The organism is Paenibacillus sp. VMFN-D1 (assembly GCF_003386155.1).
Classification (GTDB): Bacteria; Bacillota; Bacilli; order Paenibacillales; family Paenibacillaceae; genus Paenibacillus_AQ; species Paenibacillus_AQ favisporus.
Window position 1 is genome coordinate 1 of sequence record NZ_QRDU01000010.1, and the last position, 12,218, is coordinate 12,218.

Below are 12,218 nucleotides of genomic sequence, written 5' to 3' on the forward strand. Positions count from 1 at the left end.
GTAAGACCCCTTGTAGACGACGAGGTAGATAGGTTGGAGGTGGAAGTGCAGCAATGCATGGAGCTGACCAATACTAATCGGTCGAGGGCTTATCCTAAAAGCTTTCTGAAAGAAAGCTTGCTACGGAAGCATATGCTTAATTAATTCGCAGATTCGTTTCGTATCTAGTTTTCAAGTGATCAAACACTTGAACGTTTGGTGGCGATAGCGGAGGGGTTCCACGCGTACCCATCCCGAACACGACCGTTAAGCCCTCCAGCGCCGATGGTACTTGGACCGAAGGGTCCTGGGAGAGTAGGACGTTGCCAAGCGAAGAACCACTGTTGATAACATCGACAGTGGTTTTTTTGTTCCCCCCGCTCCTGTTGATAAGGGGCTTTTTTCATCCACAGGCTCCAATGTTTTTAACATTTCTTCATTTTAATTATGCACAGATAACGTTTTCGACTCCCCGTTTCGCCAAAAAACCATCCACAAATACACAAAATGATCCCCATAACCCACAGATGATCGTGAATAACCACGACAAGATCCTCTTCTTTATATTAGTTGTCCCCAGGTACACAGGATAGATTGCCGGATGGATTGACTTTGCACACAGGTTTTGCCATACTCGTCTTTGAATTCAATGATTGTCAGGACGATGATACTCTGACTGAATTCGCAGGCACATCCTTAATAGGCGAGGTGGAAGCATGGAAATCCGGAATTTACGGGAAGATGAATTTGAGCAGAGCACTCGGCTAAGCGAATATGCTTTTCAATACAAGATGACTCCCGAGCGGAAGCAGCTGGCCAAAGAACGATTTAAACCTGAGCAGGTGTGGGGCATTTTTGACGAAGAGGAGCAACTGGCGGCTAAGCTGGTGTTAATCCCGTTTACGGTATCGGTTCAAGGTGAGAGTTTTCCTATGGGCGGGATTGCGAGCGTTTCCACATGGCCGGAGAACCGCCGGCAGGGTTATATTAAGCATCTGTTGACGCACGCGCTGCAGCAGATGAATGAGAACGGGCAGGTCTTTTCCATGCTGCATCCTTTTTCCTACCCGTTTTACCGGAAATACGGCTGGGAAATGTTCAGCGAGTACAAGAAATATGTCATTTCGACCGATAAATTGCCGGCAAAGGTCCTCACTGAAGGTGCGATTCGGCGGGATATCAAAGACGTGGATGTTCTGGATACGGTCTATGCTGCATTTTCCAAACGTTATAATGGATTAATGGTTCGGACCAGGGAATGGTGGACTCGTTCGGTACTGGACGAGGATGGGCATACCGCGGTATATTATTCGGCATCAGGTGCGCCGGAAGGATATGTTCTTTATAAGGTGGAAAACAAGGAGTTTACCATCGATGAACTCGTTTATGTCACGGATGAGGCACGTCGTGCGCTATGGACTTATATCGCCAATCACGATTCCATGGTGACACAGGTGATCGTCAATTTCATGCCGATGGATGACAGTCTTACATATCATTTGGCCGATCCACGGATTAACCAGGAAATTATCCCATATGGGATGGCCCGTGTCGTAAATATGAAGAAACTCGTCGAAACGTATCCTTTTACAGCCTCCGGCGAGGGGGGATCCGAGCGTCTAACGATTCAGCTGACGGATATGTATGCACCTTGGAATGAAGGCGTTTGGAGCTGGTCGTTCTCATCGGACGGAACCGCATCGGTCTCTCCCCTGGATTCATCTCAAGAACAGCAGGAAGAGGTCCTTAGCTGCGACATCCAGGCACTGACCGTCCTCCTGACGGGGTTCAAACGGCCGGCTGAACTATACCAATCCGGACGAATTGCAGGCAGTGCGAAGGCAGTGAGCATCCTGGAAGCGCGGATCCCCGCCCGACAGACCTTGTTTATGGACTTCTTTTAATTATGGAATAAAATACCTTGCTATACAATTCTATTGAGCAGGGATCCGATCAGAATAATAGCCCTCTGCATACGTTGCAGGGGGTGATTTCGTATCGGTGCGGTATAAAAAGAAGGAGAACGTCAAAAATGAAGATACACCCTCTTGGCAAAACGTGAGAATATGTTATAATTTAGATCAAAGAAAGTCAAAGTCAACGTAAATTCAAATGTATGTTTGTTTACGGTTGAACTCACAATAGTGAATGCGCAAGGTTTAGATCAGTTATAACATATTCACCGGGTTAAGATCCAGATTCGAGCCCACGACCATTGGTTAAGTTTAAAGGAGATGGTTTGGGTATGCGAACGGACTAACGAATGACCATGAAGGTCTTGACGTTTTAACGTAATGGAGGATGAACAATGCGTAATATCTCTGATATTATTGAACAATATCTGAAGGGTATTCTGCATGATAGTCCCGAAGGAATGATTGAAATTCAGCGCAACGATCTGGCTGATCAGTTCTCATGCGTTCCATCCCAGATCAACTATGTGATCAGTACACGTTTCACGCTGGAAAAAGGTTATCTTGTGGAAAGCAAGCGCGGTGGCGGAGGGTATATCCGGATTCAACGGATTGAACTCCCGCAATACTCGGCGCTTCATACGCATCTCCACCAAACGATTGGGGAACGCATCGATCAGAACGTGGCCGAGGGGCTGATCTACCAGTTGGAGGAGGCACGCATCCTGAGCAAACGCGAAGCGAGCATTATGCGTGCCGCAATATCCAGAGAGTGCCTGATGATCAAGCTTCCTTACCGGGATGAGATACGTGCTCGGCTGATGAAGGCGATGCTGATTTCTTTGTTAGGCAAATAGGCTTACGGAGAAAAAGGAGGTACATCGGTATGCTTTGCCAAGAATGTGGGAAGAGACCGGCGACTCTCCATTTTACCAAGATTGTGAATGGTGAGAAGACGGAGTTTCATTTTTGCGAATCCTGTGCCCGGGAGAAAGGGGAAATGATCCCCGGAACCTCTGGCGGATTTTCTATACACAGCCTGCTGTCTGGTCTCATGGACATTGACATGGCCGGCAAAGGGGCGGCAAGCAGCGCCAAGGCTGCTCAATCGCTGAGATGCGAAGAGTGCGGGATGACGTACTCGCAGTTCAGCAAGATCGGCCGGTTCGGCTGCAGCTCCTGTTATAAGTACTTCGGCAACCGCCTGGACCCTCTGCTCAAAAGAGTTCACGGCAGTACCGTACATGTCGGCAAGCTGCCTAAGAGAGGCGGCAGCAAAATTCAAGCCAAACGGAAAATCGACGGCTTGAAGCTCGAGCTTCAGCAGCGTATTCACGAAGAGGAGTTCGAAGAGGCTGCGAAGCTGCGCGACCAGATCCGTAAGCTTGAGAAAGAATTGTCGGAACAGTAAAGTTCACTCGAAGGAGGAGGAATGCGTGATGCCAAATCTCCGGTTTACCGAGAAAGCGCTGAGCGATTGGATGCGCGGCCAGGCCGATGCTTCCGAAATCGTCATCAGCAGCCGGGTTCGGGTTGCGCGCAACCTGCAGCATCTTCCTTTTCCGCTATTGGCCACCCGCCAGCAGTCGGAGGAAGTGCTCAAACGTCTGACGGGTATTCCCAGTGATCACCTTCAGTCTTTTGGAACTTTTTATACCGTGGAGCTCGACCACATCGATCCGCTGGACAAAAGGGTGCTGGTAGAGAAGCATTTAATCAGCCCTAATTTGGCGAATGAATCCCAGAACGGCGCGGTCATCCTCAGTGAGGACGAATCGGTCAGCATTATGATTAACGAAGAGGACCATCTTCGCATTCAATGTCTATACCCCGGTTTTCAAATCCGCCAAGCCTGGGAGAAGGCCTCGAGCATTGACGATAAATTTGAGGAATACATCGATTACGCCTTTGACGATAAGCATGGGTACTTGACCAGCTGTCCAACCAATGTGGGCACAGGCCTGCGGGCTTCGGTCATGATGCACCTCCCGGCGCTGGTGATGACCCAGCAGATCAACCGGATTCTATCCGCCGTTTCACAAGTTGGGCTCACCGTTAGAGGAATTTACGGGGAAGGCAGCGAAGCAATAGGTAACCTGTTCCAAATTTCGAATCAGATTACCTTGGGACAGACCGAGAATGAAATCATCGACAACCTCCACAGCGTCGTGCTGCAGATTATCGAGCATGAGAAAAATGCACGCACGCGGCTTATGAACGATTCCAGACTCCGCATTACCGACCGCATCAAACGGTCCTATGGGATTTTATCCTACGCGGAAGTCATGGATTCGAAAGAGGCAGGGCAGCGTCTCTCCGACGTGCGCCTTGGAGTTGACCTCGGGATTCTTGAGGGACCGTCTATTTCGGTGATGAATGAACTGAATGTGATGACCCAGCCGGGCTTCCTGCAGAAAACCTACGGTCACGAGATGAACACCGAAGAACGCGATATTTACCGGGCGAAGCTCATCCGGGAAACCCTCGGAAAGCGCTGAGCCTTTATGATATACAGCTTTACGATGAAGAACGCAAGTGGAGAAGCGATGATAAAACTCATGGAGGTGCAGGAGATATGATGTTCGGAAGATTTACGGAACGTGCGCAGAAGGTGCTCGCATTGGCACAAGAGGAAGCGGTTCGTTTAGGGCATAACAACATTGGTACGGAGCATATTTTGCTCGGACTGATCCGGGAAGGGGACGGCATAGCCGCTAAAGCTTTAATCGGACTCGGACTTGGCCTTGAAAAAATCCAGGATGAAGTGGAGACGCTCATCGGACGGGGGCAGGAACAGCCGACGAATATCGCTTATACCCCCCGCGCCAAAAAGGTAATTGAGCTGTCCATGGACGAAGCGCGCAAACTGGGTCATACGTATGTGGGTACAGAGCACATCCTGCTCGGCCTCATTCGCGAAGGCGAAGGCGTGGCCGCCCGTGTGTTGAATAATCTCGGCATCAGCCTGAACAAGGCACGCCAGCAAGTGCTGCAGCTGCTGGGCAGCAGCGAGGCTGTATCCAGCCATCACGGCAACCAATCCAACGTCAGCACGCCGACGCTCGACAGCCTGGCCCGTGACTTGACTGCCATTGCCAAGGAAGGCAACCTGGATCCGGTCATCGGCCGCAGCAACGAAATCGAAAGAGTTATCCAGGTCCTCAGCCGCCGGACCAAAAACAATCCGGTGCTGATCGGTGAGCCGGGGGTTGGTAAAACCGCCATCGCCGAAGGCCTGGCGCAAAAAATCATCAACAACGAAATCCCGGAAACGCTGCGTGACAAACGCGTCATGACGCTTGACATGGGATCGGTTGTAGCCGGTACGAAATACCGCGGCGAATTCGAGGACCGCTTGAAGAAAATTATGGATGAGATCCGCCAAGCTGGCAACATCATCCTCTTTATCGACGAGCTGCATACGCTGATCGGTGCCGGCGGCGCGGAAGGCGCTATCGACGCATCCAACATTCTGAAGCCGTCGCTTGCCCGCGGCGAGCTGCAGTGCATCGGTGCCACCACGCTGGATGAGTACCGCAAATATATCGAGAAAGACGCCGCTCTGGAGCGCCGTTTCCAACCGATCACGGTGGATCAGCCGTCTCCGGAAGAAGCGATTCAAATTCTGTTCGGCCTGCGCGACCGCTACGAAGCGCATCACCGTGTGAAAATTACGGATGAGGCGATCGTGGAAGCCGTGAAGCTGTCGGACCGCTACATTTCCGACCGGTTCCTGCCGGATAAAGCGATCGACCTGATCGACGAGGCGGGCTCCAAGGTAAGGCTTCACACGTACACTATTCCGCCGAATCTGAAAGAACTGGAAAGCCGGCTTGAAGATATCCGCAAGGAAAAAGATTCGGCCGTGCAAAGCCAGGAATTCGAGAAAGCGGCCGCCCTTCGCGATACGGAACAGAAGATCCGCGAAGAGCTGGACGTTACAAAGAACCAATGGAAAGAAAAACAGGGCCGTACGGACTCCGAAGTGACGCCTGAGGATATCGCCCAGGTTGTAGCCAGCTGGACCGGTATTCCGGTCAGCAAGCTGAAGGAAGAAGAAACGGAACGCCTGCTGAATATGGAGACCATCCTGCACGAGCGCGTTATCGGCCAGGAAGAAGCCGTCAAGGCGGTCAGCCGCGCGGTAAGACGTTCCCGTGCCGGTCTGAAGGATCCGAAGCGTCCGATTGGATCGTTCATCTTCCTTGGACCTACGGGTGTCGGTAAAACCGAGCTGGCCCGTGCTCTGGCCGAAGCGATGTTCGGCGACGAAAATGCGGTAGTCCGCATCGACATGTCCGAGTACATGGAGAAACACTCCACGTCCAGACTGGTCGGAGCGCCTCCAGGATACGTCGGCTATGACGAAGGCGGCCAGCTGACCGAAAAAGTACGCCGCAAGCCGTACTCCGTCGTTCTGCTGGACGAAATCGAGAAGGCGCACCCTGAAGTGTTCAACATTCTGCTTCAAGTGCTTGAGGACGGCCGTCTGACCGACTCCAAGGGCCGCGTGGTGGACTTCCGCAACACGCTGATCATTCTGACCTCCAACGTCGGTGCGGAAGCGATCAAGCGGAACTCCACGATGGGCTTCACGGCAGCCGCTGACGCCGGGGCCGATTACAACAACATGAAGGATAAAGTGATGGGAGAGCTGAAGAAGAGCTTCCGTCCGGAGTTCCTGAACCGGATCGACGAAATCATCGTCTTCCACTCGCTCGAAGAGAAGCACATCGCCGAAATCGTGACGACGATGACCGAAGAACTGCGTAAACGCCTGCGCGAATTCAATGTCGACTTTACCCTGACGGATAAAGCCAAGGCATTCCTCGCCAAAGAAGGCTACGACCCGGCATTCGGTGCCCGTCCGCTTCGCCGGGCGATCCAGAAGCATATCGAGGACCGTCTGTCGGAAGAATTGCTCACGGGCCATGTGTCCAAGGGCGACTCGCTGATCATCGATGAAGAGAACGGCGCGCTGACGGTCAGCAAAAACGAAAATGTATCGGCCAATACACAGTCGTAAATGAGCCGGTGACTTCATACGAAGCCTGAAACAACAAGGGATTGCCCCGCCGGTTTTTATGGACCCGGCGGGTCGGTCCCTTTTCTGTTTGTTTCGCTGTGATAAATCAATGTAAAGTTTTTGGATAGACTTTACGATAAATCTTAATAAATGGTAAACTTAAAATAATGCCAAAATTCTGAGGTAACGACATAATTAGACAAATTGGCGGCAGCAAAGGAGAGAGCATGGCCAAATCGAAAACGAAATTTTACTGTACCGAGTGCGGCTATGAAGCTGCCAAGTGGTACGGAAAGTGTCCGGGCTGCCAGGCCTGGAACTCAATGGTAGAAGAAACGGAAAGCATCATCAAGACGCAGGGGATGAATTCCCCGCTTTTTCATAGTAAAGAAAAGCCGCTTTCGATCATAAATATAGAGAGCAGCCAGGAAGCTAGGGTGCTGACCGGGATCGGCGAACTCAACCGCGTTCTGGGCGGCGGGATCGTTCCCGGATCGCTCATTCTCGTCGGGGGCGACCCCGGCATCGGCAAATCGACCCTGCTCCTGCAAACGTCGCACGCTCTGACGCAGTCCGGCCTGCGCGTGCTGTACGTGTCCGGTGAGGAATCGGTCCGTCAGACCAAGCTCCGGGCGGATCGCCTCGGTGCCCTCTCGCCGGAACTGTATGTTCTGTGCGAGACCAATATGGATCTGATCGAAGAGGCGATCGAGAGTGTAAAGCCTCAGTTTCTGGTGATCGACTCCATCCAGACGGTCTACATTCCCGAGGTGACCAGCGCGCCGGGAAGCGTGGCGCAGGTCCGGGAATGTACGGCCCGGTTTATGCGGGTAGCCAAGGGGCTCGGCATCGCCACCGTCCTTGTGGGGCATGTTACAAAGGAAGGGGCCATCGCCGGACCGAGGCTGCTGGAGCATATGGTGGACTGTGTGCTTTATTTTGAAGGCGAGCGTCATCATACCTACCGGCTGTTAAGAGCCGTTAAGAACCGCTTTGGATCGACAAATGAGATTGGCATTTTCGAGATGAACGAGGTCGGGCTGGTCGAAGTAGGGAACCCGTCGGAGCTGTTTCTGTCCGAGCGTCCGCTGGGCGTGGCGGGATCCACGGTCGTGGCCAGCATGGAGGGCACCAGACCCGTCCTGGTCGAGCTTCAGGCCTTGATCTCTTCCACGCATTTTCCGTCACCCCGGCGCATGTGCACCGGGATCGACCATCACCGGATGGGACTGATCATTGCGGTGCTGGAGAAGCGGATGGGCATGTTCCTGCAGAATCAGGATGCGTATCTCAACGTGGCGGGGGGCGTCAAGCTGGACGAACCGGCGGTCGATCTGGCCATCGCCGTCAGCATCGCCTCCAGCTTTCGGGATATTCCGACAAAGCCGTATGACGTCATGTTCGGCGAAGTCGGCCTGACCGGCGAAGTCCGGGGCGTCTCCCGTGTGGAACAGCGCGTCCGGGAAGCGGAGAAGCTGGGGTTCAAGCGGATTATTTTACCGGAGAAAAGTTTGAAAGGATGGAGGCACCCCAAAGGTATTGAAATCATCGGAGTGAGTACCGTTGCAGATGCACTAGCGGTCGCGTTAGATTAGGGGGCAAATGAAGATGAAAGAACCGAGCCAATTGGAGAAAATGAACGATTTATTGAAGCTCGTGGCACCCGGCACGCCGTTTCGCGACGGCCTGGAAAACGTGCTGCGCGCCAAAACCGGGGGACTGCTGGTAGTCGGCTACAGTCCCGAAGTGATGGAGGTTGTGGACGGAGGCTTCTCCATCAACTGCGATTTCTCGCCCAACTACTTATATGAGCTGGCCAAGATGGACGGGGCCATCATTTTGAGTGAAGACCTGAAGCGGATTCTGTATGCCAACACCCAGCTGATTCCGGACTCGTCCATATCTTCGATCGAAACGGGGATTCGGCACCGGACGGCCGAGCGGGTCGCCAAACAGACCGGCAAGCTGGTCGTGTCGATTTCACAGCGCCGGAACATTATTACCTTGTACCAAGGGACGCTCCGCTACGCGTTGAAAGAGATCGGCGTCATTCTGACCAAAGCCAACCAGGCGCTTCAGACGCTGGAGAAGTACCGGGCGGTGCTGAACCAGTCGCTGACGAACCTGTCGGCTTCCGAATTCGAAGAGCTGGTCACCGTTCCCGAAGTGGTCAACGTCATTCAGCGCGTGGAGATGGTTCTGCGCATCAAGATGGAAATCAAGCGATACATCAACGAGCTGGGGAACGAAGGGCGCCTGATCAGCATGCAGATGGAAGAGCTCGTGAGCAACATGGAGGAAGAAGCCTGGCTCCTGTACAAAGACTATGCCCGTGACGACAACGATGAGAAGATCCGCGAGATGATCGCCGGACTGAAACGGGCGACCGACGACGAGCTGCTCGATATCCACTATGTCGTACGCCTGCTGGGATATCCGTTGTCGGCCGCAACCTCAGAAGAGTCTGTAGCACCCCGTGGTTACCGGATCCTCAATAAAATTCCACGTCTGCCGAACGTCATCATTCACAACCTGGTGGAACGCTTTGAACGGCTGCCGCATATCATGATGGCTACGATCGAAGAATTGGATGAGGTGGATGGAATTGGCGAAGTCAGAGCCCGCAATATTAAAGAGGGACTGAAACGCTTGCAGGAACAAGTATTCATTGACAGACAAATTTAAATGCCATACAATCAATGGATGACATGGGGGTACTACGATATTTGAGGTGAGAAAATGTTTACGAAATCAATTCCGAACATGTGTACCTTGGGTAACTTGTTTCTCGGAATGGTAGGGATTATGCTGGCCCTTGACAACAAGCTGAGCTTGGCGGCCATCATGATTATCATTGCAATGCTTCTCGACGGATTGGACGGCCGGGTGGCCCGGGCGCTCAATGCACAGAGTGAGTTGGGCAAGGAACTGGACTCCCTCTCGGATGTAATTTCCTTTGGTGTTGCACCCGCTCTTATCATGTACATTTCTTGTTTCCACGATATGCATCACGCGCTGATCTGGACGGTAACCGCCGTATTTCCCATGTGCGGGGCGCTTCGGCTTGCCCGCTTCAACGTCCAATCAGGCAGCCCGGGATACTTTATAGGTCTGCCTATACCGGCAGCGGGCGGTGTGCTTGCTACATTATCTTTGTTCCGTGATGATATTTCCGCCCCCTATATGATCATCGCCATGCTGCTGCTGTCATACCTGATGGTCAGCACGGTCCGGTATCCGAATTTCAAAAAAATCGGTTTTCCGAAGAAAGCGATGATGTACGCTCCGTTCGTCATCCTTGCCGGAGTTGCGGTCGCCGTCACATTCCCGGATCAGCTCTCCAAGCTGATTTTCCTGCCGCTGGTGCTGTATGCCGCTTACGGTGTGAAGGAGAACGTGAGAAGGTTGTCACGGAGACGCCGGCGCCATCGCGAGCAGTCCGATAAAGTGTTCAACGACCACTCCTCATAAACGACGTCCTGTTTAATAGAACGGGATGCAAAAATAAAAAGCATTTATTTCCTGCCAGGAGCAGCGAGATAAATGCTTTTTTTGATGTATAAAAAAATCTTGTCGTCTATGACATGTTAAACAGACCGAGGGTAGAGCATTTTTGCGATTCCTTCCGAACCACTTCATCCATATTGATATCGAGCAGATTGCACAGCGCCGACATATAGAACAGGTTCCGCCCCAGCTCGGTGCTGATCACCTCACGGCAGTTCTCGCACAGCTCCCCTTGGACATGGGTCCGTACCGTTTCCTTGGCTTCCTCGAGGTTCAGTCCCGGAGCAAAGGTTTGTTTGGTGGCATGAAGTTCAATACAGCCGCAATCCGTAATCGCCTTGGCGACGGACCGGTTAACGGAGGCACTGCTTTGTCCATTCTTTGACAATACATCCAGCAGACTGCGGTGACGGAGCAACAGTTCGGAAACCTGATCTTGAAAGTCTTGTAAACTTGGTGTGCCCATGTAACCTATTCACCTCTAACCTCTAGTTTTTTGAATTGAACTTATTATATTCCAGTCAATTCCCCATTTTCAACCAAAAACGAGACTTCTGTAGGATGGTACAAAAGAAAGGTTCAGCCGTCCAATAAAAATTGGAATATACAGGATTAGGTTGCTGCAAAATGGACCATACTGCTAATGAAATCTGCAACTATTAAAAATATGGATTTAAGGAGGTGAGGGAACTGATGCTGAGGAAATCGATCACGGCATTTGCCGGATTATGCGGGGCATGGATCGGGTACTCGCTGCATCATGCAGCAGGCTGGTCGTTCCCTGGAATTGGAATTGATGATTCGCTGTGGGGCAGCCTGACGTTCGCTGTGGTTGGCGCAATTTTATTTATGTTGATTGGTTCCCTGTGTGCTCAAGCTGTATCGTATCGTCTGCATTCGTTTATCGCTTCGTTCTCGAACACGCCGATGAATGAACTGGCGGCCGGAGCGTCGGGTCTGATCGGAGGACTGCTGCTGGCTCTATTAATCTACCCCAGCCTTGCCTGGATTGGACATGCCGGGGATTTGCTGGCTGTCGGCGTGACGTTTGTGTGCGGTTATATGGGACTCCGGATCGGCTTGGAAAAGAAAGAGGAGCTCGCTTCCCTGTGGACTTCCGGCAAATGGAGCCGGGGCGAGCTGCCGGAGGAACGCCGGATTGAGGAGCATAAAATTCTCGATACGAGCGTCATCATCGATGGCCGGATCGCGGACATCTGCAAAACCGGTTTTATCGAAGGAACGATCGTCATTCCCGAATTCGTACTGGAAGAGCTTCAGCATATCGCGGATTCCTCGGACCTCTTGAAGCGGAACCGCGGACGCAGAGGACTCGATATTTTGAACAAGATCCAGAAGGAACTGGACGTCAGGGTGCTGATCTATGAAGGGGATTTCGAAGAAATTTCCGAAGTGGACAGCAAGCTGGTGAAGCTCGCCAAGGTGCTGCAGGGCAAAGTGGTGACCAACGATTTTAACCTGAACAAAGTATGTGAGCTGCAAGGCGTATCCGTACTGAACATTAACGATTTGGCCAACGCCGTGAAGCCGGTCGTCCTGCCGGGGGAAGAAATTATGGTGCAGGTGATCAAGGACGGCAAAGAGCATGGCCAGGGAGTGGCTTATCTCGACGACGGAACCATGATTGTGGTTGAAGGCGGACGCGACTATATAGGCAATATGATGGAAGTGCTGGTAACGAGCGTGCTGCAGACCTCCGCGGGGCGGATGATCTTCGCCAAACCGAAACTGTTGGAAAAAGCCCAGTAAACGCGGTATGATGGGGGTATACT

Annotated in this window: 10 protein-coding genes and 2 rRNA genes; 11 read left to right on the forward strand and 1 reads right to left on the reverse strand. The window is 52.2% G+C overall.

Going from position 1 to position 12,218, the window contains the following annotated elements; genetic code table 11:
• From C7820_RS32160 to pssA, 10 genes are all read left to right on the forward strand, one after another.
• Nucleotides 1–97 (forward strand): 23S ribosomal RNA (locus tag C7820_RS32160); the annotation flags it as partial.
• Between the two features lie 97 nt (nt 98–194).
• Nucleotides 195–311, forward strand: a 5S ribosomal RNA gene (gene rrf, locus C7820_RS32165).
• Nucleotides 312–695: 384 nt separating this feature from the next.
• Nucleotides 696–1,883, forward strand: coding sequence for a GNAT family N-acetyltransferase (locus tag C7820_RS32170; RefSeq protein ID WP_116234481.1), 1,188 nt, complete (start codon nt 696–698; stop codon nt 1,881–1,883).
• Nucleotides 1,884–2,287: 404 nt separating this feature from the next.
• A complete protein-coding gene (locus C7820_RS32175) occupies nt 2,288–2,749 on the forward strand; it encodes a CtsR family transcriptional regulator (RefSeq protein ID WP_076176703.1) in 462 nt (153 codons plus the stop codon).
• A gap of 29 nt (nt 2,750–2,778) precedes the next feature.
• The gene (gene mcsA / locus C7820_RS32180) at nt 2,779–3,303 is read left to right on the forward strand and encodes a protein-arginine kinase activator protein McsA (RefSeq protein ID WP_076176704.1); all 525 of its coding nucleotides are present in this window, start codon (nt 2,779–2,781) and stop codon (nt 3,301–3,303) included.
• A 28-nt stretch (nt 3,304–3,331) separates the two neighbouring features.
• Nucleotides 3,332–4,390, forward strand: coding sequence for a protein-arginine kinase McsB (gene mcsB / locus C7820_RS32185; protein WP_116234482.1), 1,059 nt, complete (start codon nt 3,332–3,334; stop codon nt 4,388–4,390).
• 77 nt (nt 4,391–4,467) lie between these two features.
• On the forward strand, nt 4,468–6,918 hold the full coding sequence (gene clpC, locus C7820_RS32190) for an ATP-dependent protease ATP-binding subunit ClpC (protein ID WP_076176706.1): 2,451 nt from the start codon (nt 4,468–4,470) through the stop codon (nt 6,916–6,918).
• 227 nt (nt 6,919–7,145) lie between these two features.
• The gene (radA, locus tag C7820_RS32195) at nt 7,146–8,513 is read left to right on the forward strand and encodes a DNA repair protein RadA (protein ID WP_089549786.1); all 1,368 of its coding nucleotides are present in this window, start codon (nt 7,146–7,148) and stop codon (nt 8,511–8,513) included.
• Between the two features lie 13 nt (nt 8,514–8,526).
• Nucleotides 8,527–9,603: a DNA integrity scanning diadenylate cyclase DisA gene (gene disA, locus C7820_RS32200; protein ID WP_076176708.1), complete on the forward strand. Its 1,077-nt coding sequence runs from the start codon at nt 8,527–8,529 to the stop codon at nt 9,601–9,603.
• 54 nt (nt 9,604–9,657) lie between these two features.
• A complete protein-coding gene (gene pssA, locus C7820_RS32205; protein WP_076176709.1) occupies nt 9,658–10,389 on the forward strand; it encodes a CDP-diacylglycerol--serine O-phosphatidyltransferase in 732 nt (243 codons plus the stop codon).
• Nucleotides 10,390–10,495: 106 nt separating this feature from the next.
• Here the strand turns inward: pssA and C7820_RS32210 are convergent, their stop codons facing one another.
• On the reverse strand, nt 10,496–10,891 hold the full coding sequence (locus C7820_RS32210) for a nucleoside triphosphate pyrophosphohydrolase family protein (RefSeq protein ID WP_076176710.1): 396 nt from the start codon (nt 10,889–10,891) through the stop codon (nt 10,496–10,498).
• Between the two features lie 227 nt (nt 10,892–11,118).
• Here C7820_RS32210 and C7820_RS32215 point away from each other — a divergent pair, with 227 nt between their 5' ends.
• On the forward strand, nt 11,119–12,195 hold the full coding sequence (locus tag C7820_RS32215) for a PIN/TRAM domain-containing protein (RefSeq protein WP_116234483.1): 1,077 nt from the start codon (nt 11,119–11,121) through the stop codon (nt 12,193–12,195).
• The last annotated feature ends 23 nt before the right edge of the window (nt 12,196–12,218 follow it).

Coding starts and splice junctions, on each gene's coding strand:
- C7820_RS32170 (WP_116234481.1), top strand. CDS start 696: ATGGAAATCCGGAATTTACGGGAAGATGAATTTGAGCAGAGCACTCGG.
- C7820_RS32175 (WP_076176703.1), top strand. CDS start 2,288: ATGCGTAATATCTCTGATATTATTGAACAATATCTGAAGGGTATTCTG.
- mcsA (WP_076176704.1), top strand. CDS start 2,779: ATGCTTTGCCAAGAATGTGGGAAGAGACCGGCGACTCTCCATTTTACC.
- mcsB (WP_116234482.1), top strand. CDS start 3,332: ATGCCAAATCTCCGGTTTACCGAGAAAGCGCTGAGCGATTGGATGCGC.
- clpC (WP_076176706.1), top strand. CDS start 4,468: ATGATGTTCGGAAGATTTACGGAACGTGCGCAGAAGGTGCTCGCATTG.
- radA (WP_089549786.1), top strand. CDS start 7,146: ATGGCCAAATCGAAAACGAAATTTTACTGTACCGAGTGCGGCTATGAA.
- disA (WP_076176708.1), top strand. CDS start 8,527: ATGAAAGAACCGAGCCAATTGGAGAAAATGAACGATTTATTGAAGCTC.
- pssA (WP_076176709.1), top strand. CDS start 9,658: ATGTTTACGAAATCAATTCCGAACATGTGTACCTTGGGTAACTTGTTT.
- C7820_RS32210 (WP_076176710.1), bottom strand. CDS start 10,891: ATGGGCACACCAAGTTTACAAGACTTTCAAGATCAGGTTTCCGAACTG.
- C7820_RS32215 (WP_116234483.1), top strand. CDS start 11,119: ATGCTGAGGAAATCGATCACGGCATTTGCCGGATTATGCGGGGCATGG.